Here is a 23,172-nt window from a genome sequence, read left to right as displayed (position 1 = left end):
GGAAAAACGATGAAATTATGTGGATTTGAGGTCGGTCTCGACCAGCCTTTTTTTCTCATCGCCGGCCCTTGCGTGATCGAGTCGCGCCAGATGGCGCTCGATACCGCCGGTGAACTGAAAGAAATTACTGCCGCCTTGGGCATTCCATTCATTTACAAGTCCTCGTTCGATAAAGCCAATCGCTCTTCCGGCACTTCGTTTCGCGGCTTGGGCATGGAGCAGGGGCTCGATATTTTGGCCGATGTCAAACGCCAGATCGGTGTGCCGGTATTGACTGATATTCATGCGATCGATGAAATTGCAGCGGTAGCGGCGGTGGTCGATGTGTTGCAGACGCCGGCTTTCTTGTGTCGGCAAACGGATTTCATCGAAGCTTGCGGTCGCTCCGGTAAGCCGGTCAATATCAAGAAGGGCCAGTTTTTGGCTCCGCACGATATGGTGCATGTGATCGCCAAGGCACGCGCAGCGGCCAAGGCGGCAGGTTTATTGGAAGATAATTTCATGGCCTGTGAACGCGGTGCCTCGTTCGGCTACAACAATTTGGTGTCGGACATGCGCGCATTGGCGATCATGCGCGAGACCGCGTGTCCGGTGGTATTCGATGCTACCCATTCGGTGCAATTGCCCGGTGGTCAGGGCAGCACTTCGGGTGGTCAACGTGAATTCGTGCCGGTGTTGGCACGTGCCGCGGTGGCCGTCGGTATCGCCGGCCTGTTCATGGAGACGCATCCGAACCCGGCTGTGGCAATGTCCGATGGCCCGAATGCGGTGCCGTTGGGACGCATGAAAGAATTGTTGGCGACCTTACTTGATCTTGATCGCGTGGTCAAAAAGAACGGCTTCTTGGAAACCAGTTTTTAATTGTATTGTTTTGCTTTGTTCGCAGTATCGTTTAGGAGAATTGAATGAGTGCCATCGTTGATATTATCGGTCGTGAAATTTTAGATTCACGCGGTAACCCAACTGTAGAATGTGATGTCTTGCTCGAATCCGGTGTCATGGGTCGTGCTTCGGTGCCGTCGGGTGCCTCGACCGGTTCGCGTGAAGCGATCGAATTGCGTGATGGTGATAAGTCCCGTTACCTCGGTAAGGGCGTTTTGCAAGCATGCGAGCATATCAATACCGAAATCGCTGAAGCGATCATGGGTCTGGATGCCAATGAGCAAGCCTTCCTCGATCGCACTTTGATCGATCTCGATGGTACGGAAAACAAGGGCCGTCTCGGTGCCAATGCCATGTTGGCGGTATCGATGGCCGTGGCCAAAGCGGCAGCTGAAGAAGCCGGTTTGCCTTTGTATCGTTATTTCGGTGGTTCCGGCGCGATGCAATTGCCCGTGCCGATGATGAATGTCATCAATGGCGGCGCGCACGCTGACAATAATCTTGATATTCAAGAATTCATGATTATCCCTATCGGTGCACCGAGCTTCCGCGAGGCGCTGCGCTACGGTGCCGAAGTGTTCCATGCATTGAAAAAAATCCTGCACGACAAGGGTTTGACGACAGCGGTTGGCGACGAAGGTGGTTTTGCGCCATCGGTGGATAACCACGAATCGGCGATCAAAATGATTATCGAAGCGATCGAAGCAGCCGGCTACGAGCCAGGTACTCAGATCGCACTCGGCCTCGATTGCGCTGCCAGCGAATTCTACAAAGATGGTAAATACCACCTCGAAGGCGAAGGCTTGACTTTGTCGGCTACCGATTTCACTAATCTGCTGGCAACTTGGGTCGATAAATATCCTATCATCTCGATCGAAGATGCGATGGCTGAAGGCGATTGGGAAGGCTGGGCGATTCTGACCGAAAAACTGGGCAAAAAAATCCAACTCGTCGGCGATGATCTGTTCGTGACCAATACCAAGATCCTCAAAGAAGGCATACAAAAAGGTATCGCCAATTCTATCCTGATCAAAATCAATCAGATCGGTACTTTGACCGAAACCTTTGCTGCCATTGAAATGGCCAAGCGTGCCGGTTACACGGCCGTGATTTCGCATCGTTCCGGTGAAACCGAAGACAGCACCATTGCTGATATCGCTGTCGGTATGAATGCTTTGCAAATCAAAACCGGCTCCTTGTCGCGTTCTGATCGGATGGCGAAATACAATCAATTGCTGCGCATTGAAGAAGATCTCGGTGAAATCGCCAGCTATCCTGGTCGTGATGCATTTTACAATTTGAAGTAATTCGTCTTTATTTAAAAAGGGGGAACGTGTGTTCCCCTTTTTGTCATTTTTATGTGAGTGTTTGTGCGCCTGATTGCCGTTTGTTTCCTGTTGTTGCTGGCTATGATCCAATACCCGCTGTGGCTAGGTAAGGGCGGTTGGTTGCGCGTATGGGAATTTGAGCGCCAAGTCGCGCTGGCACAAAATAATAACGATAAACTCAAGCAGCGCAATGCCACGCTCGAGTCGGAAGTAGTCGATCTCAAAGACGGTACTGATTCAGTGGAAGAGCGTGCGCGCTTCGAACTGGGTATGATCAAGAAGGATGAAATTTTTGTCCAAATTCTTGATGCCAATGCTGTCATGATGGCGCCGGCACCGGCCGCCGTCACTGAGGCGCTGAGGCGCTGAGCTTGGCCGTTACGGCCAAGTGGACAACAATTCGCGCGGTATCAAATGCTTCAACACGACTTGTTTGAGGCTAATTTGAGGCCAATGCCGACCTTGCTATTGCCTACAGGCTATGTATCGCGACCTCAGCTATGATCACTTTTCATAATTTTTCTTATCATAAGCAGGATAGGATTTCTGAAAGGGCTGCTTGTCGACTGACTATTCATACGGTATATTGCCGTATACGTATATTTACCGTATGAGAGGAGTCGAAGATGTCTGCTGTTGCTCGATTTGATTTGAAAATGGATGTGGAAGAAAAAGAGCTTGTTTCTCGTGCTGCAGCCTTAGTTGGCACCACGATGGCGGCGTTCGTTCGCGCATCTGCCAAAGAAAAAGCACGTGAACTGTTAGATCGTGAATCCCGCGTCACCATGTCAGCCCGTGATTTTCAGGCATTCACGATGGCACTGAACGGGACCTTTACGCCGAATGCCGCGCTACAACACGCTCTGAGCCTGGCGCAAAAGGTGAAGCGTGCTTGAAGAGCAATTGCTTGACCCACAGCGCCATGATCGCCAAGCCTTTGTCTCTGGTGTTGCCGAGTTGGATCAGTATCTGCATCGCTTCGCTATCCAGCAAAGCAAAAAAGGGATCGCCGTGGTGCGGGTGTTGGTCGATACGGACCAGCCGAAAACGATATTAGGCTATTACAGTTTGAGCGCCGCGCAAATCGATGCGTCTCAAATGGATGAACGCACACGACAAAAATTACCGCGTTATCCGGTACCTTGCTTTCGTCTGGGACGATTGGCGACACATTCAGCGCATCGCCATCGTGGATTAGGGCGACTCCTCATGGGCTGTGCACTTGAGCGTTGTTTGGAAGCAAAAAAACATGTGGCTGCGTATGCACTGGTGGTCGATGCAAAGGGGGAGGATGCCAAGTCGTTCTATGAGTATTATGGGTTTACCCCCTGCAGCGATAATCCGATGACGCTGTATTTGTCACTTGGCACATAAATATTAAACTGTCGAAACCCGAGTACGCTTTTTATCTATTCATTAGGCGGTTCAGGCAGCCACTTTCGTTTTCGGTAAGCTGTCTGTGTCTCGCTAGACTTGAATTTTTATGCTATCAAAGCGCACAACGGTCGCTTTTCAGGATCGATCACCAAATCATTTTTACCTTCTAGTCCGAGGGCCACAATTAATTCGGTGGGATGATCACGTAATTGTTCAAACACGGCTTCTGGGAGATCGCCTGCACCAGCGAGGACCTAGATGGGATCCGTTCCAACATCACGTTTTACTGCCGCCAATACCGCTGGTAATTGGCCGTAGTCATTAGTGTTGTTACCCAATTCGGCAGCACCAATAATGTGTGCAGTGCCATTGAAGGCCGTTTGGCCGTTGTAGGAGTAATTAAAGTTGCCACCAGAGTGCTTCATGATTCGGCTCCCCGTATCGGTGAAACTGTCCTGCGCTTTAGGTTTTGGTTCACCGAATTTGCTTTTAAAAGGCGACTCCCTTTTCGGATTATTATCAGCACCCATTGGCGTGTCATCGTCAGGGCCACGACCTCGCACCGTATCAGTCTGGCGCTGACGTTTTTCCAAGTGCGCACGTGCTGCTCGTATTACAGCAAGCCGGTCTTCGCGTCGCGCAATTTCCGCAGGCAGCGCCAGTTCCGGTACATTTTTTCGGCCTCGTTAGTGGATTTGGCCTCGATCTTGGTTTCATCAACCGCAACCGTTCCCAGTTTGGACAACCCGAATCTTTGATCAGTTTCACCACTTGCACAAACATATCCGACAATTCCTTGAGATGATTGGCCTAGAAATCACAGATCGTCCGGAAGAATGGAAAATTTCTGACTGACAGGGCCCAGAACGCTACGCCTTCTTGCAGTTTTCGGGCAATTTTGCGGGGATGGCCTGCGGTTTAGCGTGCAGAAAGCAGTTAAATTGAGCGAGTCGATTGTGTTGCGGACGTAATAGGCAATGTGTGCTTCAGGCAAGCAATCTTGTGGCGTATGGGGTAACTGGGTATTCCGGAGGAACGTGACCAGTGATTCCGGCATCGTGACCAGTCATTCCATTTTAACGTGACCGCCCATTCCGGGCGAACGTGACCGATTTCATGCCTTTTGCGGAATCAGCGGTCACGATACCGGAATCAACGGTCACGATGCCGGAATGGCGTTGTACTGCCCAATAACAGTGTTACGCATTTTGCAATCTACCGGGTACGCTTCTAGCCTTTTGACTGGAGAAAGTGTGCCCGCACCAAGGATCAATATGCGTAAAATCAAGGATGTATTACGGCTTAAGCTTGACGCCAAACTGTCGCACCAACAGATCGCCGATGCGTTGGGGCTATCCAAGGGTGTCGTTACCAAGTACGTAGGCCTAGCTGCTGCTGCCGCTCTGGACTGGGCCGCAGTACAGAGCCTCGATGAGGCCGCGCTGGAGCGACGCCTGTTGGTTGGCTCCCAAAAAACACGCGATTATGTACAACCCGATTACGGTCGCATACACCACGAGTTGCGGCGCAAAGGCATGACATTAATGCTGCTCTGGGAGGAACACCGCGCCGACTATGCGGACCAGCAGACCTATGCCTACTCACAATTTTGCGATAACTACCGGCGCTTCGCAAAGCAACTTAAACGCTCAATGCGCCAAGTCCACCGTGCTGGCGAGAAGCTGTTTATCGATTATGCTGGCCCCACCATCGCTCTCACCGATGGTGGCCGAGCGCACATCTTCGTGGCCTCGATGGGAGCCTCCAGCTACACCTACGCATGTGCCACACCGCATGAAACAATGGCCGACTGGCTCGAATCGACGGCGCGTGCGCTGGCATTTTATGGTGGCGTCACTCAGCTCATCGTGCCGGATAATCCGAAGGCAATGATCGCCGACGCCAACCGCTACGAACCGCGCAGCAACGACACTGTGCTCGACTTTGCGCGTCACTATGGCACCTCCATTTTACCGGCACGCCCTTACCATCCGCAGGACAAGGCCAAGGCAGAATCAGCGGTGCAAATCGTCGAACGCTGGATCATGGCCCGTCTGCGCCACCAGCAGTTTAGTAGTGTGCACGAGGTCAATCAGGCGATGATGCCCTTGCTGACACAGCTTAACGATAAGCCATTCCAGAAGCTCCCTGGTAGCCGCGCCAGCACCTTCGCCGAGATTGATGCGCCAGCCTTGCTGTCGTTGCCGCTACAACGCTACGAAATGGCCCACGTCAAAACTGTCAAGGTTCATATTGACTACCACGTCGAAGTCGAGCGCCATCGCTATAGTGTGCCGCAAACTCTAGTGGGTCAGGAACTCGAAGCGCGCATCACCACAACTGCGGTGGAGTTACTGCATCGCGGCCAACGTGTCGCCAGTCACATTCGTAACGCCCGTGTCGGGGGCTTTACCACCATTGCCACACACATGCCAGCGGCGCACCGTGCCCAGATGGAGTGGACGCCGCAGCGCTTGATCCACTGGGGCGAGAGCATTGGTCCTGCGTGCGCCGAGGCGGTCACGCGTTTGATGGCAGAAAACCGACATCCTGAGCATGGCTACCGCGCTTGCCTGGGTCTGCTGTCGCTGGCCAAGCGTTACGGTAAGGGACGACTTGAGGCGGCTTGCATGCTGGCCCTGCAGATCGGCGCGTGCCAGTATCGCCACGTGAATGACATTCTGAAGAACAACCGCGACCAGAGTGTTCCAGTGGCTGCCGATGAATGGATTAGCCCAGAGCATGCCCACTTGCGTGGCCCTGGTTACTATCAATAAGGAATAAGACGATGATGATGCACACCACACTGGCGCAACTGCGCACCTTGAAACTGGACGGCCTGGCGGCAGGCCTTGAAGAACAAATGGCACAGCCCGGCGTGACCGCCTTGAGCTTCGAGGAACGCATCGCGCTACTGATTGATCGCGAAGTCCATGCTCGCAATGACCGCAAGTTGTTGCGCCTGCTAAAAAATGCGCATTTAAAATATGGGCAGGCGGCGATTGAGGATATTGACGGTCGCGCTGGTCGCGGAATTGACCGGCGCGAGGTAATGAGTCTGGCTTTGGGCGACTGGGTCAGCGCCGGGCACAGTGTATTGGTGACGGGGCCAACGGGGGCTGGAAAATCATGGCTGGCGTGCGCACTGGCGCAATACGCATGCCGGCGGGGTTACTCAGCAATTTACCAACGCGTCCCGCGCTTGCAGGAAGAACTACGCATCCGGCACGGCAGTGGCGTCTTCGGCAAATGGTTACTGCAGTTGGCAAAAACCGACGTATTGGTGCTTGATGACTGGGGGGTGGGTAGCATCGATGGCATGACACGTTCGGACTTGCTTGAGATTATTGATGACCGAGCGGGCCACAAGGCCACTATCATCACCAGCCAATTGCCAGTCGAGCACTGGCATGCGTGGATCGGTGACGCCACCATTGCCGATGCCATTCTGGACCGCATCATGCAGCGCAACCACCGTTTTACGCTGACCGGCGATTCGCTGCGCACGGAGCGCCCTAAAATCATCAAAAAGGAGAAAAACATCGACCTATCGTGACCGTAGAGGTTAGAATTTGACCGCGTAACGCCATCTTATGCGCAGCGGTCACGTTCACCAGAATGAGCGGTCACGTTCGCCGGAATACCCAGTAACAGCAGTCGCTGTTGTGGTTCGTAGAGGAGGTAGCTCGTTGCTATATTCTCATAACGTTTATTCTCCTCTATCCGTTTCACATGATTAGATAAAATTGCCGCCCAGACTCCTAGCCCAAAAAAATAAAGAATTGAATTTTGCATATCAAAATTAATTAAAAAGCTTGTTTCCACAGACAAATATGACGACACGAATTATGCTGAGACCCAAAAATTGTTAATAGAAGCACAGCAAATTGGATTTGATTTCCTGCGACTGATTTTAAAGCTCAATAGACATTAAACGATAGTGGCTCAATGCGATGGGTTATATTATTTAGTTGTCTTACCGAAAAGAAAGAAAAGAGGATAAAAGAACTTAATAAATGGATAATGGGCGATTGATAACATACTTCCGATCTATACGAAGATGCTAGTCCGAGATTTTAGATACATTTGAAAGTAGAGTAATTGATGGCAATTTTAGGCGTGGCAGGCCTTGATTCAAAAGAAATCAGGCAGCGAGTAAATAACGGGTGGCGCTTTCTCCGGTTTGAAGAAACTCGGTCATTTATAGTCTTTAGTCAACGCCGTTATTCAGATATATATTTTGTTCCACCGAACGAGTCACATATGCGGTATGCAAAAAAACATATTTTGATTACCGTGGTACTTGGATGGTGGGGTATTCCGTGGGGTCTGATTGGCACACCAACATCAATTATTCGCAACATTAATGGTGGCGAAGACTTAACCACAGAAATTATCCGAACATTAAATTAGGATTTGTCGTAGACAGTTCGATTTGCGGTAGTTGGTAACAACGATGTAGTATCAATTCATTCGACTTTTTGGAAGGCCCTCCCGAAAACGACCGTAAAGCTGTGTATCGTATCGTTCATATGCTCAGAAATAGTTTGAACTTCGTCTGCTAATAACGTAAACAAGTGGCGGCTGAATTATGCCTGATCTACAACTATGACAATAGAATTCTCGGCTTGATCGTGACGTTTCTGGCGTGTTTTAGGGTATTTCCCGAAATGGGATATCAGGCCAACACGAGCGACAAGCGCAATGAGCGGAAGCTGCTCGCTGAGCGTGTTGTATTTGTCGGCTAATCCGGTGACTGCCTGCCTCTCGGCATCTGGGGGGGCACTCAAGCACGAGCGGATTGGCGAGTGCTTGGAGTGAATTTTTTCTGGGTGCCTGCTGAGAGTGGAATTCAAATCCCGTCTTTGCATTTGCGGCTGCGCTCGGAAGTTGGCTATGGTTACTCTGGGCGAATTAAATTGGTTAATATTTCATCTACAGATTTTCGATAGCACCACGGTTGCATCTAACGACTCAAAGGAAGGTTCCATTTGGACGAAAATTTATTCGCGCAACATTTTTTTCTGGACAATGTACCTCACTGGCCCTGCCCGTTTTGTGCAAAAGGTATACTCAGGCTGAAGGAGGAAGATTTCCAAAAAGAAGATAATGGTGAAACTGAAACGTCCAGATCTTCCTCGCAATTTGATTTTGATTGGGTTCAGTATGTGTTTCATGGATTGCTTAGCTGTAACCTTTGTAACGAAAAAGTTGTTTTCTGCGGAACTGGCTCAATTGAGCGGGACTATGATGATACGGATCATGGGTCTTCTTATTGCGACTATTTTGAACCCAAGTATTTTCACCCGACTGTTAGGATAATAGTCATTGAGAGTGAAATAGCTGTCCCCAGGCAGGTCTTGTCTTCGGTCAAAAAAGCATGTGAGTTATTTTGGGTAGATCTTGATTCTTGTGCAAATAGAATTCGCACCGCTGTTGAATATATTCTCGATGGCTTACTGATTGAGCGGTATCGTAATCTGACTATCCGTATACCTCTTCATACTCGTATTGATATGCTTGATGCCACCAAATATACAGATCTCAAAACGGTTTTTGAGGCGGTCAAGTGGATTGGTAACGTAGGTACGCATGAGCTAGGGGGGCTTCAAAGGGAGTCGGTCATTGATGGATTTCGAATGCTTGAACATTGTCTGTCGGTTTTGTATCCGAAAACACCTGTGGATACGGCACAAATCATCACTCTGGCAGAGAATATTAATAAGGCGAAAGGGCAGTCTTTGTATAAGAGGAAGTGATCTGATGCAAAATTGGTACTCGCTCAATTTCGAGCCGTAACTCATCTAACAGCTACTTGCTACAAGTGCGTTATTAACAAATATTGCGCTGACTCAATCTTGGGAGGAGCTAGCTATCTCTTGCGAAAAAAGTTCGCAGATAGTCTAGGCTGTTCCCCGGCCTGGATTTTAATCTTGGTATTCAAAACTGGCTTGTTTTGAGTGAAGGCTGCAAACTGGTGAATGTCCTAGGGAGGCGCGGATTTTAATGGCAGTGGAATACCGTTGCCAACGAGGAGGCAACTTAGCGGTGTGCCTTAGTTGATGCGGGCAAACCGGTTGGATTAAATCCGCGTTTCCCCACCACTTACCCTGACGCTGCACTTGTTTATTTCATGTTTTCTCTGTACTGCCGGTACATGGTCAAAAAAATGCTTTACCTCGATTTAGTTTAGGTTTAAAGTTGTTTCGTGAGGCGGGGGTTTATCGGATTGTAGTGAAAGGGCTAACTATGGCGACAGCGGCGGCAGTAACCCAGTGTGACGATGGTCGGCGCGACGATTTTGCGCGCCAACACCTGCCTCCGCCCGAGCAATGGCCGGACTTGATTTTCACTTTGCCGGAACTGAATTATCCGGCTCGCCTCAACTGCGTCGCCGAATTGCTCGACCATGCCTGTGCCAAGGGGCGCGGTGCTCATCCGGCTTTGCTGACGTATCGCGAGACGTGGACCTATGAGGACTTGCAAGAACGGGTCAATCGCATCGCCCATGTCTTGGTCGATGACTTGGGCTTGCTGCCTGGTAATCGCGTGCTTTTGCGTGGTACCAATACGCCGATGTTGGCCGCTTGTTTTTTGGCCGTGATCAAGGCTGGTGGGATTGCGGTACCAAGCATGCCGCTGTTGCGCGCCAAAGAACTCGGCATGATCATCGACAAGGCGCAGGTCAGTCATGCTTTGTGTGCCTCAGATCTGGCTGAGGAAGTGGCGCTGTGTGCCCATCCTGTGTTGCGCCAGATTTTATATTTCAACGGCGCGGCCGACGATGCGTTGGCCTTGGAATCGCGCATGGTCGGCAAGCCGGCTACTTTTTCTGCTTACGACAGCGCCGCCGACGAGGTGTGTTTGATCGGCTTCACCTCGGGTACCACCGGCAAGCCTAAGGGCACCATGCATTTTCATCGCGATGTGCTGGCCATCTGCGATTGTTTTCCACGTTCTATGCTGCAATCGCAGCCTGACGATGTGTTCATCGGCACACCGCCGCTGGCGTTTACTTTCGGGCTCGGTGGTTTGCTGTTGTTTCCGCTGCGAGTAGGGGCCACGGCGGTGTTATTGGAAAAAATGAGTCCGGAATCGCTGCTGCAAGCGATTGCCGATTTCAAGGCCAGCATATGTTTCACCGCGCCGACCTTTTATCGCCAAATGGCAAGCTTGGTCACGCGCTTTGATTTGACTTCGCTGCGCCAAACCGTCTCCGCCGGTGAGGCTTTGCCGGCAGCTACGCGCGCCGATTGGGCCGCAGCTACCGGCTTGGTGATGATCGATGGCATAGGTGCGACCGAGATGCTGCATATTTTTATTTCTGCTGCCGGTGCCGAAGCGCGCCCCGGTGCCACGGGCAAGCCGATTCCTGGCTATCAAGCCTGTGTGCTCGATGAACAGGGTGTGCTGGTGCCGCCTGGTGTGGTCGGGCGCTTGGCGGTGAAAGGTCCGACCGGCTGCCGTTATTTGGCCGATGAACGCCAGGCTGCGTATGTGTTGAATGGTTGGAATTTGACTGGCGATGCTTATCGCTACGATGTTGATGGCTATTTTTGGTATTGCGCACGCACTGATGACATGATCATTTCGTCCGGTTATAACATTGCCGGGCCCGAAGTTGAAGCGGCTTTGTTACTGCATCCAGCGGTGGCCGAAGCGGCGGTGATTGGCGTGGCCGATGAACAGCGTGGGCAACGCGTGAAAGCGTATATTGTGCTGCGCCAAGGCTGGGTGGGTGACGCTGGCTTGTGCAAAACCATGCAGGATTTTGTCAAGCAAGCGATTGCACCGTATAAGTACCCGCGCGAAATCGAATGGGTGAGCAGTTTGCCGCGTACCGAAACCGGTAAATTACAACGTTTCAAATTGCGTGATCATGCGCTCTGAGTCGCTCTGCCTACTCCTTATCAGGATAATCCGATGAATATAGTTTGTATAGGTGGCGGTCCCGCCGGTTTGTATTTTGCCTTGCTGATGAAGTTACAAGATCCGGCGCACCGCATCACGGTAGTCGAGCGTAATCGTCCGTATGATACCTTCGGTTGGGGCGTGGTGTTTTCCGATCAAACCTTGGGTAAGTTGGCGCAGGCTGATGAAGTCACGGCGCGCGCGATTCTGCAATCGTTTAACCACTGGGATGCCATCGATGTGCATTTCAAGGGCGAGTGCATCCGTTCCGGCGGCCACGGTTTTTGCGGCATAGGGCGCAAGCGCTTGCTCAATATTTTGCAACAGCGTTGTGAAGAAGTCGGCGTCGACTTGGTGTTTGACAACGATGTTGATGATGATCAGGTGCTGGCGCAGTCGTATGCAGCCGATCTGGTGATTGCTGCCGATGGCCTCAACAGTCGCATCCGCAGTCGCTATGCTGCCACATTCCAGCCCGACATAGCACAACGCACATGCCGCTTTGTTTGGCTCGGTACTAAAAAACTGTTTTCCGCTTTCACGTTCGCGTTCGAAGAAACCGAATTCGGCTGGTTCCAAGCGCATGCCTATCAATACGATGGCGATACCGCCACCTTCATCGTTGAAACCCCGGAAGCCGTGTGGCTGCGTGCCGGCATCGATCGCATGTCGCAGCAAGAGGCGATCGCGTTTTGTGAAAAAGTATTCGCCAAGTATCTCGATGGTCATGCGCTCATGGCGAATGCTACGCATCTACGTGGTTCGGCCAACTGGATTACTTTTCCTCGCATCGTTTGCAAAAACTGGGTGCATATGACGACGCAACATGGTCGCGCCGTACCGCTGGTCTTGATGGGGGATGCCGCCCATAGCGCGCATTTTTCGATTGGTTCCGGCACCAAGCTGGCGCTCGAAGATGCGATCGAACTGGCGCACAGCTTCGCCGTTCACGGCGCGGCCGGGATGGCTGCGGTGCTGAGTGCATATCAAGCTTCGCGTTCTTTGGAAGTGTTGAAGATACAGAGTGCGGCACGCAATTCCATGGAATGGTTTGAAAACGTCGAGCGCTATACCGCTATGTCGGCTTCACAGTTTGCCTATTCCATGCTGACCCGCAGCCAGCGTTTGTCGCATGAAAATTTACGCCTGCGTGATCCTGCCTATGTCGCCGAAGTGGAGCGGCAACTCGCACAGAGCGCGTTTGCCGCCGCCGGCCTGGCGATGCCGATCACGGCGCAGCCCTTGCCGCCGATGTTGACGCCGTTTGCCGTGCGTGCGCTGGTCTTGAAAAATCGTATCGTGGTCTCGCCGATGGCGCAGTATTCGGCGCTCGACGGCGTGGTTGGTGATTTTCATCTGGTGCATCTCGGCAGTCGCGCGCTCGGCGGCGCGGCGCTGGTGTTTACTGAAATGACTTGTGTTTCGGCGGCGGCGCGTATCACGCCGGCTTGTCCCGGCTTGTATGCACCGGAACACACGCTGGCTTGGCGGCGCATCGTCGATTTTGTGCATGCCAACAGTGATGCCAAAATTGCTGTGCAACTTGGTCATGCCGGTGCTAAGGGGGCGACTCGAGCGGCCTGGGATGGCATTGATTTACCGCTCACAGACGACGGCTGGCCCTTGATTTCCGCCTCCCCGCAGCAGTATCTGAGCGGGGTGTCGCAGTGGGCGACGGCGGCGACGGCGGCAGAGTTGCTGCAGGTGTTGCAGGATTTCGTGCAGGCGACGCACGCGGCTGAGGCGGCCGGCTTTGATTGGCTTGAGCTGCATTGCGCCCATGGTTATTTATTGTCGAGTTTTATTTCCCCGTTGACCAACCAACGTGAAGATGAGTATGGTGGCGACTTGGCGCAGCGTTGCCGTTTTCCGCTCGAAGTGTTCGCGGCGATGCGTGCAGTCTGGCCGACGCATAAGCCGATGTCGGTACGGATTTCCGCTCACGATTGGGTTGAGGGTGGTATCAGTGTCGACGATGCGGTGGCAATCGCGCGACTGTTCAAACATGCGGGAGTCGACTTGATCGATTGTTCTTCGGGCCAGGTCAGTAAGCGCGAAGCACCGCAGTATGGGCGCATGTTTCAAACGCCGTTTGCCGACCGGATTCGTCACGAAGCGCAGATCGCGACCATGGCGGTCGGGGCGATTTTCGAAGCCGATCATGTCAACAGCATCATCGCTGCCGGGCGTGCCGATTTGTGTGCGATTGGTCGACCACATTTGGCGGATCCGGCTTGGACTTTGCATCAGGCGGCACAGCTTGCTTGTGCTGACATCGCTTGGCCAAAGCAATATCTGGCTGGAAAAATGCAACTGGAACGAAATCTGGCACGCGAACGTCAGGTTGCCGCCGCGGCTGCCGGTCTGACGCCGCAACAGATTGCGGCACAATTACTGGAAGGGTGACAGCGATGGAGCGACAAGTATTGCAAGGGCGGCATGCGTTGGTGACCGGTGGCGCGCAGGGAATCGGCTATGCGATTGCTCTGGCCCTGCTGGAGCAAGGAGCGACGGTGACGCTGGCTGGACGCACGCCTGCCACGCTGGAAACGGCCGTGCTTGCCTTGCGTGCCCAAGCGCCGGCGGCGCAGCTGGGCTGGGTGCTGCTCGATGTCAGCGATGCGACCTCGGTGGCAACTGGTGTGGCGCAGGCGGTTGCCTTGGCCGGGCCGGTGGCAATTTTGATTAATAATGCTGGCCAGGCAGAATCGGCAGCGTTTGAAAAAACCACGGCAGCGCTGTGGCAGAACATGCTCGATGTGAACTTGACGGGCAGCTTTCATTGTACCCAAGCGGTCTTGCCAGGTATGGTGGCGGCGGCCTGGGGGCGTATTGTCAATGTCGTCAGTACCGCCGGTTTGCGTGCTTACCCGTATGTCGCTGCGTATTGCGCCGCCAAACACGGTGTGATCGGTTTGACGCGCGCCTTGGCGCTGGAAGTGGCGACCCGTGGTGTGACGGTGAACGCCGTATGCCCGGGCTATACGGAAACGCCATTGCTGCAAAAAACCGTTGCCAATATCATGCACAAGACTGGTCGTCAGCAAGCCGAAACACAGGCATTGCTGGCGGCTGCTAATCCGCAGCAGCGGCTGGTGCAAGCCGAGGAAGTCGCGCATGCGGTCGCTTGGTTGTGTCAGCCGGCGGCGGCAGCCATGAATGGTCAGGCGATTGCCGTGGCCGGTGGCGAGGTGATGTGATGGAACATCTGTCCCAAGCTGGTGCGGTCAGTGATTTGGAAACGCGTTTGACGGCCGATCACCACCAATCTTTGCGGCTGTGGTTGCGTATGCTGTCGTGCACGGTATTGATAGAAGATGAAATACGTTCACGCTTGCGGAATGAATTCGACATCACCTTGCCACGCTTTGATCTGATGGCCCAGCTCGAGCGCTATCCGGACGGTTTGCGCATGGGTGAGTTGTCGAAGCGGATGATGGTCACTGGTGGCAATATCACCGGTATCACCAATCAATTGGAGCAAGAACAACTGGTACGCCGCGTGCCCGATCCGCGTGATGGCCGGGTCTACCAAGTGCAATTGACCGAGCAAGGACGACAAGCTTTTACGCGCATGGCGGCAGTACATGAAGGCTGGATCGCCGAGCTGTTCGCGGCCATGCCGGTGGCCGACAAAAATCAATTATCGGCGCTGCTGGGTAGTTTGAAAAAACATCTGAATCCGGCCGGCAGCGCCACCTATCCGATCGCAGAGGAATAGCAGATGAAGTATTTAGCAGGGCAGCGCCATCAATTGCCGGGCGCAAGAACCAGCTTGGCCGATTATTCGGCACAACATTTTGATTTTCAACTGGAGCAGCGGGTCGCCACCATTACCTTAAATCGACCACAACGAAAAAATCCGTTGACCTTTGAGTCGTATGCCGAATTGCGCGATTTGTTTCGCACGCTGGCGCTGGCCGACGATGTCAAAGCGGTCGTCATTACCGGTGCCGGTGAAAATTTTTGTTCCGGTGGTGACGTGCATGAAATTATCGGACCGCTGACCCAGCTCGATATGCCGGGGCTGCTCAGTTTCACGCGCCTGACCGGCGACTTGGTCAAGGCCATGCGTGCCTGTCCACAGCCGCTGATTGCTGCTGTTGATGGGGTGTGTGCCGGCGCCGGTGCGATTCTGGCGCTGGCCTCGGATATCCGTTTCGCCAGCGAACGCAGTAAAACGGCGTTCTTGTTTACCCGTGTTGGCTTGGCCGGATGCGATATGGGCGCGTGCTCGATTTTGCCACGCATAATCGGCCAAGGGCGCGCTGCTGATTTACTCTATACCGGGCGCGCGATGAGCGGAATCGAGGGCGAGCGCTGGGGTTTCTATAATCGCTTGATCGCGCCGGAGAATTTGCTCAGCGATGCCTTGGCGTATGCGCGCAATCTGGCCGATGGGCCTGGCTTTGCGCATGCGATGACCAAGACTATGTTGGAACAGGAATGGAATATGAACGTAGCGCAAGCGATTGAAGCGGAAGCGCAGGCACAGGCGATTTGCATGATGACCAATGATTTTCATCGCGCTTACCATGCCTTTGTTGCCAAACAAAAGCCGCAGTTTGAAGGAGATTAAGATGAGCCAGCCTATGCGTGACAGCAGTTATCTCGAGTGGCCATTTTTTGAGCCACATCATGTCGAATTGCAGCGCAAATTGGATGCCTGGTGCGCCGCTGAGTTGGTTCAGGAGCATGCGGCCGATGTTGACCAAGCTTGCCGTAATTTAGTCGCGCAATTGGGTAGTGCCGCTTGGTTGACGCATGCGGTTGCTGGCAGCGCGTATGGTGGCCATGGCGAAGTGCTCGACACGCGGGCCTTGTGCTTGATACGCGAAACTCTGGCGCGTCATGCCGGCCTGGCCGATTTTGCCTTCGCCATGCAGGGACTCGGTTCCGGGGCCATCAGCTTGTTCGGCACGTCGGCGCAAAAAACCGCGTACCTCGAGCCGGTCGCCGCCGGGCGGGCGATTGCTGCGTTTGCCTTGTCGGAACCGCAGGCTGGTTCCGATGTCGCGGCGCTGCAGTGCAGTGCGCGTGAAGATGGTGACAGCTATGTACTTAACGGCGAAAAAACCTGGATTTCCAACGGCGGTATCGCCGATTTCTACGTACTGTTTGCGCGTACCGGTGAAGCGCCGGGCGCGCGTGGGATTTCTGCTTTCATCATCGACGCTGATACGGTCGGCTTGGAAATTGCCGAGCGTATCCACGTAATCGCGCCGCATCCGCTGGCGCGTTTACAACTGCGTGAATGTCGGATTCCGCGCAGCCAGTTGATCGGCAGTGCAGGTCAGGGTTTCAAGGTGGCGATGGCGACGCTCGATGTGTTCCGTACCTCGGTGGCGGCAGCCGCGCTTGGCTTTGCTCGGCGTGCGCTGGAAGAAGCGCTGGCGCGCGCGACCACGCGTAAGATGTTCAATCAAACCTTGGCCGATTTTCAGTTGACCCAGGTGAAGTTGGCGGAGATGGCTTTGGCGATCGATAGCGCGGCTTTGCTGGTATATCGCGCCGCTTGGCAGCGTGATCAGGGACGCAAGGTCACCAAAGAAGCGGCGATGGCGAAATTGTGCGCGACCGAGAATGCGCAAAGGGTGATCGACGCGGCGCTGCAGATGTTCGGCGGTCTCGGTGTCGTGTGCGAAGTGCCGGTCGAACGCCTGTATCGTGAAATTCGTGCTTTGCGCATTTATGAGGGGGCCAGCGAAGTGCAGCAAATGATTATCGGCCGTGAATTACTCAAAGAGTACGCGGCCGCCAACAGTAAAGAAATGGATTGATATGAATATATTGCAACCGCCAGGCTGGCCGCGGCCACGCGGCTATGCCAATGGGGTGGCGGCACGCGGCCGTACCGTGTGCGTCAGCGGCATGATAGGCTGGGATGAGAAGGGGCAGTTTCAGACCGATGATTTCGCCGGCCAAGTACGCCAAGCTTTGCGAAATATCGTGGCAGTGCTGGCCGAGGCCGCGGCGCGCCCCGAACACATCGTGCGCATGACCTGGTATGTCACTGACAAACGCGAATATGTGGCGGCGTATTCGGCCATCGGCGTGGCCTACCGCGAACTGATCGGTCCGCATTTTCCCTGTATGACGGCGGTGCAGGTCGTTGCGCTGATCGAAGACCGTGCCAAGGTGGAAATTGAAGTCACGGCGATTGTGCCGGACTGAGCAAGATGAGAGCGGGGGACAGGCAGACGGCTGACCTCGTTCGCGCCGGTGCTATACAATAGAGACCGAGCGGTGCCGTTTGCGGCATAGTCAGTAGTGCTGATATGATTATAAAAACAAAACGATTGAGGAGAGACAGATGTCGAAAGCCGTATTTTGTTGGGAAGACCCCTTGTTATTGTCGTCGCAATTGAGCGAGGAAGAGCGCATGGTGCAGGAAGCCGCACGCACTTATAGCCAAGAGCGGCTGGCACCGCGCGTACTTGAAGCCTTCCGCCATGAACGTACCGACCCGGTGATTTTTCGCGAGATGGGTGAGCTCGGTCTGCTCGGTTCGATGATTCCAGCCGAATACGGCGGTGCCGGTCTCAATTATGTTTGTTATGGCTTGGTGGCGCGCGAAGTCGAGCGCATCGATTCCGGTTACCGCTCGATGATGAGTGTGCAAAGTTCGCTGGTGATGGTGCCTATCAATGAATTCGGCAGCGAAGCGCAGAAGCAGAAGTATTTGCCGAAACTCGCCAGTGGTGCCTCGATCGGTTGTTTCGGCTTGACCGAACCCGACCATGGTTCCGACCCCGGCAGCATGGTCACGCGCGCCAAGACGGTGCCGGGCGGTTATTCGCTCAGCGGTGCCAAGATGTGGATCACCAACAGCCCGATTGCCGATGTCTTCGTGGTCTGGGCCAAGACCGATGATGGCCGTATCCGCGGCTTCATTCTGGAAAGCGGTTGGAAGGGTTTGAGTGCGCCTGCGATTCATGGCAAGGTTGGACTGCGTGCCTCGATCACCGGTGAAATCGTGATGGATCAGGTGTTCGTGCCGGAAGAGAATTTATTGCCACACGTGGAAGGTCTGAAAGGGCCATTCACTTGCCTTAATTCGGCGCGCTTCGGTATCGCTTGGGGTGCCCTCGGCGCGGCCGAATTCTGCTGGCATACGGCACGCCAATATACGCTCGACCGTATGCAATTCGGTCGTCCCTTGGCAGCCAATCAGTTGGTGCAAAAAAAATTGGCCGATATGCAGACGGAAATTACCTTAGCCTTGCAAGGCTGTCTGCGTTTGGGGCGCATGAAAGACGAAGGCACGGCCGCGGTGGAAATCACGTCGATCATGAAACGTAATTCCTGCGGTAAATCGCTGGAAATTGCCCGCATGGCGCGCGATATGTTGGGTGGTAATGGCATTTCCGATGAATACGGTATCGCTCGTCACCTCGTTAATCTGGAAGTGGTCAATACCTATGAAGGCACGCATGATATTCATGCCTTGATACTGGGCCGCGCACAAACCGGGATTGCGGCGTTTTAATTGCTGGCGCGGGAACGGCAAGCTGCGGTCCCGCGCTTTGATGCTTGCTCTGCTCAGTTCGTCATTGGGTCCGTAAGCGGCTTGGTATTGATACGCGCTTCCAACCAGATCAGTCCACGTCTGGCGTATTGCATCAATTCCGGCGAGCTGGCGCCACCAACCAAGGCACCATCAGCGCTGCGGTGCAGTTCGCGCACTTTGCGTATGGTTGTCAAATCACCGCCCCAGGTATCGAAAAACAAGCTGCGCCATTGGCGCAGCAAGACTTGGGCGGCTTCTTCTTCGGGGAGCATGCCGGCTTGCATGACTTTCCTGACTTGCGAAAACAGCTCGTTCCAAGCATGCGCATGGCGAAACGACGCGGCGCGGAAGAAGCGCAATTCGTGTTCGCTCAAATGCTGACGATATGCCGCGTATCGGACTTCGATCAGCGCGCGGACGATGAAATCCATCATCTCGGGATCGATACCGGTCAGGGCTTGCAGAGCCGGTTCGTCGCGGTGCATTTGCGAAAATTTTGCCAAATACTGAGGCAAATCGGGCATGTGCCGGTTCATCGTGTCGTTCCAGCGCAGTGCCAACTCGCGTGCACGCGGGTCGGTATAGGCGACGCCGGTATCGAGCAAGCTGCGGGCTTCGACGATCAGTGGCAGCATGTGTAAATCGGGCGTTAAGGTCGGCCGATTTTGTTTGCTCAACTGCTGCATGTCATCCGGACTGAAATATTTGTCCGCCACGCTCATCATTTCTAAAATACCTAGCCAATAATCGAGCTGCGGTTCTTTATTCGCTTGCACCAGCGTATGCAAATCACGCAAGCGTTCGCGCAGCGCGATGCCGTTATTGATCTGTTGTTCGAGTAAGCGCAATTGATCGCTGATCACACTGTTGAGATCAGCATGCTCGTGGTCGACCAAGGCGGCGATTTCGGCCAGCGACAGATCGAGCCGGCGCAGCGCGACAATCCGATACAGGCGCGTGATGTCGGCGCGGTTGTACAGCCGGTAAGCAGCGCTGGAGCGCTGCGACGGTGATAATAAGCCGATTTTGTCGTAGTGATGCAGCGTGCGCACGCTTAAGCCGGTGCGCTTGGCCAGTTCGCCGATTTTCATGAGCATGAGGTTCTCCATAAGGGAAGCCCGACTGTACAGCCTGACCGAACGTCAGAGTCAAGGCCGGGCTCCTCTCAGTGCTTGATTTCTGCTGCCGGCGACAAACCTTCCGTCAGCGTTTTGGCGACGAATAATTGGGCGCAATCGACCGGATCGAAGCCGTAGTGTTTGCCGCAGAAATCGCAGTTGATGTCGAGTCGACCGATTTCGTTCAGGGCGCTCTCGACTTCTTCGGTGCCGAGCATCTTGAGCATGTCACCGACTTTTTCACGCGTACAGCTGCAGTAAAATTGCGGTGTCAAGGGATCAAATACGCGTAAGGTTTGTTCCCAGAATAAACGGTGCATCAAGGTGGCGCTGTCGGTGCTCAGTAATTCTTCGCGTTTGAGCGTATCGCCGAGCAAGACCGCATGACCCCAGAGATCTTCGCCATCGTCGACGCGCGCACCACTGCCACCGGTTTCCGGTAATTTTTGCAGTAACAAGCCGCGCGCCACTTTGTCATCGGCGGCCAGCCAGAGTTTGGTGTCGAGCTGTTCCGAGCGCAGCATATAGTTTTCGATGACGGCGGCGATGCTGTCACCATCGAGCGGGACGATACCTTGATAAGCTTGTTGGCCCGGCATTTTGTCATTTGGGTCGAGCGTGATCACGAAGCGGCCCTGGCCGTGTGCATGTACCAGATCGCGCAGGCTTTCCTGTTCGCCGATAACGGCGTCGTCGGCCAGTTTGGCGGTGGCACGCAGGCGCAACTCGGCGTCGCATTCGACCACCATCAAGCGTACCGGGCCATCGCCATGGATTTGCATGATCATGGTGCCGTTGAATTTCAGATTGGCCGACAGCAGGGCGGCAGCGGCCATGAGTTCGCCGAGCACATTGCGTACCGCGGGTGGGTAGGTTTGATGCTCGAGCATTTGTTGCCAGGCGTTTTCAAGTTCAACTAATTCGCCGCGTACGCCGGCATTTTCGAACATGAATTTTTGTAGGGTGTCGGTGATGGTCATGCGTGTCAATCCAGGCGTTTGAGTTCGGTTTTGTAAGTTTGTGCGCGTTGCGCGTAATTGGCAGTATTGCCATGCATGCCGGCGATGTCAGCAGCGCTCAACTCACGCACGGCTTTCGCCGGCGAGCCGATGATCAGGGAATTATCGGGAAATTCTTTTCCTTCGGTAACCAAGGCACCGGCGCCGACCAGGCAGTTTTTACCGATCTTGGCACCATTGAGGATGACAGCTTGAATCCCGATCAGCGAACCTTCGCCGATACTGCAGCCATGTAGCATGGCTTGGTGGCCGATGGTGACATTGGCGGCGACGCTCAAGGGATGGCCCGGATCGGTATGCAGGATGCAGCCTTCCTGGACATTGCTGTTTTCACCGATACTGATCAACTCATTATCACCGCGCAGGGTGGTGTCGAACCAGATGCTGGCACCGGCAGCGATGCGGACTTTGCCTATCACTTTGGCCGTGTCAGTCAGGTATGCTGAGGCGGCGATCTCGGGTACGAATTCGCCTAATTGGTAGATGGGCATGGAAATTCCGTAAAATAGCTGCAAAGTGAAGGTTGATCTGCTTTGCCGTGGCAAAGTAGAGGGCGAACGCTATTTTAACGTTCTAGCGGCATCCTTGCCGAAATAAACAGGAAAATGAGTATTTTGAAAACAAATCAAGTGATGGAACTGCGTGCCGTGGCGCTGGCGGCCTTATTGGCGGTTGATACCGATGTCAAGTGCGCACTGTTGGCGGCGCTGCCCGATGAGGCGCCGCTTGATACGGTACAGTGTTTTGCGATTCCGGCCGGAATTCCCGGGCGACCGCTGCGGCCCGAGCTGATTGCGCCCGGCAAGGTCGGTCGACGCTCGATGTTGACCGTCGAGGGACGGGCGATTTTGATCCATGCGCTGGCCCATATAGAAATGAATGCGATTAATTTGGCGACCGATATCATCTGGCGTTTTCCTCACTTGCCGGAGCAGTTTTATCGCGATTGGCTTAAGGTCGCCAAGGAAGAGGCGCGTCATTTTCAACTGCTAGAGCAGCATTTGCAGACGCTCGGTTATCAGTATGGCGATTTTCCAGCGCATAACAGTTTGTGGGAAATGGCAGAAAAAACTTGCGATGATTTGTTGGCGCGTTTGGCACTGGTGCCGCGCACGCTGGAAGCGCGCGGCCTCGATGTGACACCGGGTGTGTCGGCCAAGCTGGCGCAGGCCGGCGATGCCGCCGGGGCAGCTTTACTGATGGTGATTTATCACGATGAAATCGGTCACGTCGCCATCGGCAATCATTGGTATCAGTATTTGTGTAATCAACAGGGGCACGATACCATTGCTACCTATGCGCGCTTGGCACTGCACTATGCGGCACCGACCTTGCGTGGGCCATTCAATCTGGCGGCCCGGCGTGCGGCTGGTTTCACCGAGTTGGAGTTGCAGGCCTTGCCGCAGTCGTCCACATGATTTTTTAACTTTGCAAAAAACCCGGAGCATGCTGCTCAAAGTAGAGTAGGTCGTGCCACACGCCGTCCCGCAATACCGCTTGACGTGCTCGCCCGTACTCGCGAAAGCCGCAGCGCTGCAGGACCGACTGGGATGGCAGATTGTCGGCGATGACCAAGGCTTCCAGTCGTTTCAGGGCGAGGCGCGAGAACGCCTGTTCAAGTACCGCTGTGACGGCTGCCGCGGCGTAGCCACGGCCACCGTGGCGTTGACTGAAGCGGTAGCCGAGCGTGGCTTTGTGATACTGCTCGCGCTCGACTCCGCGCAGCGTGACACGGCCGACGATTTCGCTGCCGTGCCAAGCCAGATAATGATATTCTTTCATGGTTTGCGCAGCCCACTGGGCTTGTTCCAAGCTGCTGCGCACGGCGTTTTCCGAGTAATAAGCGTTGCCGCGTGTGCTGATCCATTGTTCGAAATGAGGGCGGTTTTCCGTTTCAAATGCGAGTACGGCACTGCTGTAGCTTGGCAGTGCAGGAGTCAGTTGTAATGCGGCCTTGATGTCTGGCATGTTTAGTCTTTTCTGATTCCAGCGTTTTGCTTCAGGCCGCGCCGCTGGCCTGCCCTTGC

At 54.1% G+C, this 23,172-nt stretch carries 23 protein-coding genes; 18 read left to right on the top strand and 5 right to left on the bottom strand.

Going from position 1 to position 23,172, the window contains the following annotated elements:
* Window positions 1-9: 9 nt before the first annotated feature.
* From kdsA to RHM61_RS18570, 5 genes are all read left to right on the top strand, one after another.
* Entirely contained in the window at window positions 10-861 is an 852-nt protein-coding gene (kdsA, locus tag RHM61_RS18590) for a 3-deoxy-8-phosphooctulonate synthase (protein ID WP_322248803.1), read from the top strand.
* A 44-nt stretch (window positions 862-905) separates the two neighbouring features.
* Window positions 906-2,189, top strand: coding sequence for a phosphopyruvate hydratase (eno, locus tag RHM61_RS18585; RefSeq protein ID WP_322248802.1), 1,284 nt, complete (start codon window positions 906-908; stop codon window positions 2,187-2,189).
* 63 nt (window positions 2,190-2,252) lie between these two features.
* Window positions 2,253-2,579, top strand: coding sequence for a cell division protein FtsB (ftsB, locus tag RHM61_RS18580; protein WP_322248801.1), 327 nt, complete (start codon window positions 2,253-2,255; stop codon window positions 2,577-2,579).
* A gap of 257 nt (window positions 2,580-2,836) precedes the next feature.
* Window positions 2,837-3,106, top strand: coding sequence for a DUF1778 domain-containing protein (locus RHM61_RS18575; protein ID WP_322248799.1), 270 nt, complete (start codon window positions 2,837-2,839; stop codon window positions 3,104-3,106).
* The gene (locus tag RHM61_RS18570) at window positions 3,099-3,584 is read left to right on the top strand and encodes a GNAT family N-acetyltransferase (RefSeq protein ID WP_322248798.1); all 486 of its coding nucleotides are present in this window, start codon (window positions 3,099-3,101) and stop codon (window positions 3,582-3,584) included. The genes RHM61_RS18575 and RHM61_RS18570 overlap by 8 nt, the downstream gene beginning before the upstream one ends.
* A 257-nt stretch (window positions 3,585-3,841) precedes the next feature.
* On the opposite strand, the gene RHM61_RS18565 is transcribed toward RHM61_RS18570, so the two are convergent.
* Entirely contained in the window at window positions 3,842-4,180 is a 339-nt protein-coding gene (locus RHM61_RS18565; RefSeq protein WP_322248797.1) for a hypothetical protein, read from the bottom strand.
* A gap of 660 nt (window positions 4,181-4,840) precedes the next feature.
* Here RHM61_RS18565 and istA point away from each other — a divergent pair.
* From istA to RHM61_RS18505, 12 genes are all read left to right on the top strand, one after another.
* On the top strand, window positions 4,841-6,364 hold the full coding sequence (gene istA / locus RHM61_RS18560) for an IS21 family transposase (RefSeq protein ID WP_322248796.1): 1,524 nt from the start codon (window positions 4,841-4,843) through the stop codon (window positions 6,362-6,364).
* Between the two features lie 11 nt (window positions 6,365-6,375).
* Entirely contained in the window at window positions 6,376-7,143 is a 768-nt protein-coding gene (istB, locus tag RHM61_RS18555; protein ID WP_322248795.1) for an IS21-like element helper ATPase IstB, read from the top strand.
* 548 nt (window positions 7,144-7,691) lie between these two features.
* On the top strand, window positions 7,692-8,000 hold the full coding sequence (locus tag RHM61_RS18550) for a hypothetical protein (RefSeq protein WP_322248794.1): 309 nt from the start codon (window positions 7,692-7,694) through the stop codon (window positions 7,998-8,000).
* Window positions 8,001-8,578: 578 nt separating this feature from the next.
* Window positions 8,579-9,346, top strand: coding sequence for a DUF4145 domain-containing protein (locus tag RHM61_RS18545; RefSeq protein ID WP_322248793.1), 768 nt, complete (start codon window positions 8,579-8,581; stop codon window positions 9,344-9,346).
* Between the two features lie 490 nt (window positions 9,347-9,836).
* Window positions 9,837-11,477 (top strand): AMP-binding protein, encoded by a 1,641-nt coding sequence (locus RHM61_RS18540; protein ID WP_322251131.1) that lies wholly within the window; start codon window positions 9,837-9,839, stop codon window positions 11,475-11,477.
* Window positions 11,478-11,510: 33 nt separating this feature from the next.
* Entirely contained in the window at window positions 11,511-13,904 is a 2,394-nt protein-coding gene (locus tag RHM61_RS18535) for a bifunctional salicylyl-CoA 5-hydroxylase/oxidoreductase (protein WP_322248792.1), read from the top strand.
* 5 nt (window positions 13,905-13,909) lie between these two features.
* Window positions 13,910-14,698, top strand: coding sequence for an SDR family NAD(P)-dependent oxidoreductase (locus RHM61_RS18530; RefSeq protein WP_322248791.1), 789 nt, complete (start codon window positions 13,910-13,912; stop codon window positions 14,696-14,698).
* Window positions 14,698-15,219, top strand: a complete 522-nt coding sequence (locus tag RHM61_RS18525; RefSeq protein ID WP_322248790.1) for a MarR family transcriptional regulator — start codon at window positions 14,698-14,700, stop codon at window positions 15,217-15,219. The genes RHM61_RS18530 and RHM61_RS18525 overlap by 1 nt, the downstream gene beginning before the upstream one ends.
* 3 nt (window positions 15,220-15,222) lie before the next feature.
* Window positions 15,223-16,077, top strand: coding sequence for an enoyl-CoA hydratase family protein (locus RHM61_RS18520; protein WP_322248789.1), 855 nt, complete (start codon window positions 15,223-15,225; stop codon window positions 16,075-16,077).
* A gap of 13 nt (window positions 16,078-16,090) precedes the next feature.
* Complete coding sequence (locus RHM61_RS18515) at window positions 16,091-17,278, top strand: acyl-CoA dehydrogenase family protein (protein ID WP_322251130.1); 1,188 nt, start codon at window positions 16,091-16,093, stop codon at window positions 17,276-17,278.
* A 1-nt stretch (window position 17,279) separates the two neighbouring features.
* Entirely contained in the window at window positions 17,280-17,672 is a 393-nt protein-coding gene (locus tag RHM61_RS18510; RefSeq protein WP_322248788.1) for a RidA family protein, read from the top strand.
* Between the two features lie 139 nt (window positions 17,673-17,811).
* Entirely contained in the window at window positions 17,812-18,987 is a 1,176-nt protein-coding gene (locus tag RHM61_RS18505) for an acyl-CoA dehydrogenase (protein ID WP_322248787.1), read from the top strand.
* Window positions 18,988-19,040: 53 nt separating this feature from the next.
* On the opposite strand, the gene RHM61_RS18500 is transcribed toward RHM61_RS18505, so the two are convergent.
* From RHM61_RS18500 to RHM61_RS18490, 3 genes are all read right to left on the bottom strand, one after another.
* Complete coding sequence (locus RHM61_RS18500; protein ID WP_322248786.1) at window positions 19,041-20,105, bottom strand: MerR family transcriptional regulator; 1,065 nt, start codon at window positions 20,103-20,105, stop codon at window positions 19,041-19,043.
* Window positions 20,106-20,173: 68 nt separating this feature from the next.
* A complete protein-coding gene (gene hslO, locus RHM61_RS18495; protein WP_416200239.1) occupies window positions 20,174-21,100 on the bottom strand; it encodes an Hsp33 family molecular chaperone HslO in 927 nt (308 codons plus the stop codon).
* Window positions 21,101-21,111: 11 nt separating this feature from the next.
* Entirely contained in the window at window positions 21,112-21,636 is a 525-nt protein-coding gene (locus tag RHM61_RS18490; RefSeq protein ID WP_322248784.1) for a gamma carbonic anhydrase family protein, read from the bottom strand.
* A gap of 141 nt (window positions 21,637-21,777) precedes the next feature.
* Between RHM61_RS18490 and RHM61_RS18485 the strand changes: the two genes are divergently transcribed.
* The gene (locus RHM61_RS18485) at window positions 21,778-22,563 is read left to right on the top strand and encodes a ferritin-like domain-containing protein (RefSeq protein WP_322251129.1); all 786 of its coding nucleotides are present in this window, start codon (window positions 21,778-21,780) and stop codon (window positions 22,561-22,563) included.
* Window positions 22,564-22,567: 4 nt separating this feature from the next.
* Here the strand turns inward: RHM61_RS18485 and RHM61_RS18480 are convergent, their stop codons facing one another.
* Complete coding sequence (locus RHM61_RS18480; protein ID WP_322248783.1) at window positions 22,568-23,113, bottom strand: GNAT family protein; 546 nt, start codon at window positions 23,111-23,113, stop codon at window positions 22,568-22,570.
* Window positions 23,114-23,172 lie beyond the last annotated feature (59 nt).

The organism is Undibacterium sp. CCC3.4 (assembly GCF_034347425.1).
In the GTDB taxonomy this organism is placed as follows: domain Bacteria; phylum Pseudomonadota; class Gammaproteobacteria; order Burkholderiales; family Burkholderiaceae_D; genus Undibacterium.
The sequence above is the reverse complement of the archived record's forward strand: the minus strand, read 5'-3'. Positions and strand labels throughout refer to the sequence as shown.

What these genes read in the sequence shown, in the direction of transcription:
- RHM61_RS18535 (WP_322248792.1), top strand. Translation starts at nt 11,511, where the DNA reads ATGAATATAGTTTGTATAGGTGGCGGTCCCGCCGGTTTGTATTTTGCC.
- istB (WP_322248795.1), top strand. Translation starts at nt 6,376, where the DNA reads ATGATGATGCACACCACACTGGCGCAACTGCGCACCTTGAAACTGGAC.
- RHM61_RS18480 (WP_322248783.1), bottom strand. Translation starts at nt 23,113, where the DNA reads ATGCCAGACATCAAGGCCGCATTACAACTGACTCCTGCACTGCCAAGC.
- RHM61_RS18490 (WP_322248784.1), bottom strand. Translation starts at nt 21,636, where the DNA reads ATGCCCATCTACCAATTAGGCGAATTCGTACCCGAGATCGCCGCCTCA.
- RHM61_RS18510 (WP_322248788.1), top strand. Translation starts at nt 17,280, where the DNA reads ATGAATATATTGCAACCGCCAGGCTGGCCGCGGCCACGCGGCTATGCC.
- kdsA (WP_322248803.1), top strand. Translation starts at nt 10, where the DNA reads ATGAAATTATGTGGATTTGAGGTCGGTCTCGACCAGCCTTTTTTTCTC.
- RHM61_RS18530 (WP_322248791.1), top strand. Translation starts at nt 13,910, where the DNA reads ATGGAGCGACAAGTATTGCAAGGGCGGCATGCGTTGGTGACCGGTGGC.
- RHM61_RS18550 (WP_322248794.1), top strand. Translation starts at nt 7,692, where the DNA reads ATGGCAATTTTAGGCGTGGCAGGCCTTGATTCAAAAGAAATCAGGCAG.
- RHM61_RS18500 (WP_322248786.1), bottom strand. Translation starts at nt 20,105, where the DNA reads ATGCTCATGAAAATCGGCGAACTGGCCAAGCGCACCGGCTTAAGCGTG.
- RHM61_RS18485 (WP_322251129.1), top strand. Translation starts at nt 21,778, where the DNA reads ATGGAACTGCGTGCCGTGGCGCTGGCGGCCTTATTGGCGGTTGATACC.
- RHM61_RS18575 (WP_322248799.1), top strand. Translation starts at nt 2,837, where the DNA reads ATGTCTGCTGTTGCTCGATTTGATTTGAAAATGGATGTGGAAGAAAAA.
- RHM61_RS18520 (WP_322248789.1), top strand. Translation starts at nt 15,223, where the DNA reads ATGAAGTATTTAGCAGGGCAGCGCCATCAATTGCCGGGCGCAAGAACC.
- RHM61_RS18540 (WP_322251131.1), top strand. Translation starts at nt 9,837, where the DNA reads ATGGCGACAGCGGCGGCAGTAACCCAGTGTGACGATGGTCGGCGCGAC.
- RHM61_RS18525 (WP_322248790.1), top strand. Translation starts at nt 14,698, where the DNA reads ATGGAACATCTGTCCCAAGCTGGTGCGGTCAGTGATTTGGAAACGCGT.
- eno (WP_322248802.1), top strand. Translation starts at nt 906, where the DNA reads ATGAGTGCCATCGTTGATATTATCGGTCGTGAAATTTTAGATTCACGC.
- RHM61_RS18515 (WP_322251130.1), top strand. Translation starts at nt 16,091, where the DNA reads ATGCGTGACAGCAGTTATCTCGAGTGGCCATTTTTTGAGCCACATCAT.
- RHM61_RS18505 (WP_322248787.1), top strand. Translation starts at nt 17,812, where the DNA reads ATGTCGAAAGCCGTATTTTGTTGGGAAGACCCCTTGTTATTGTCGTCG.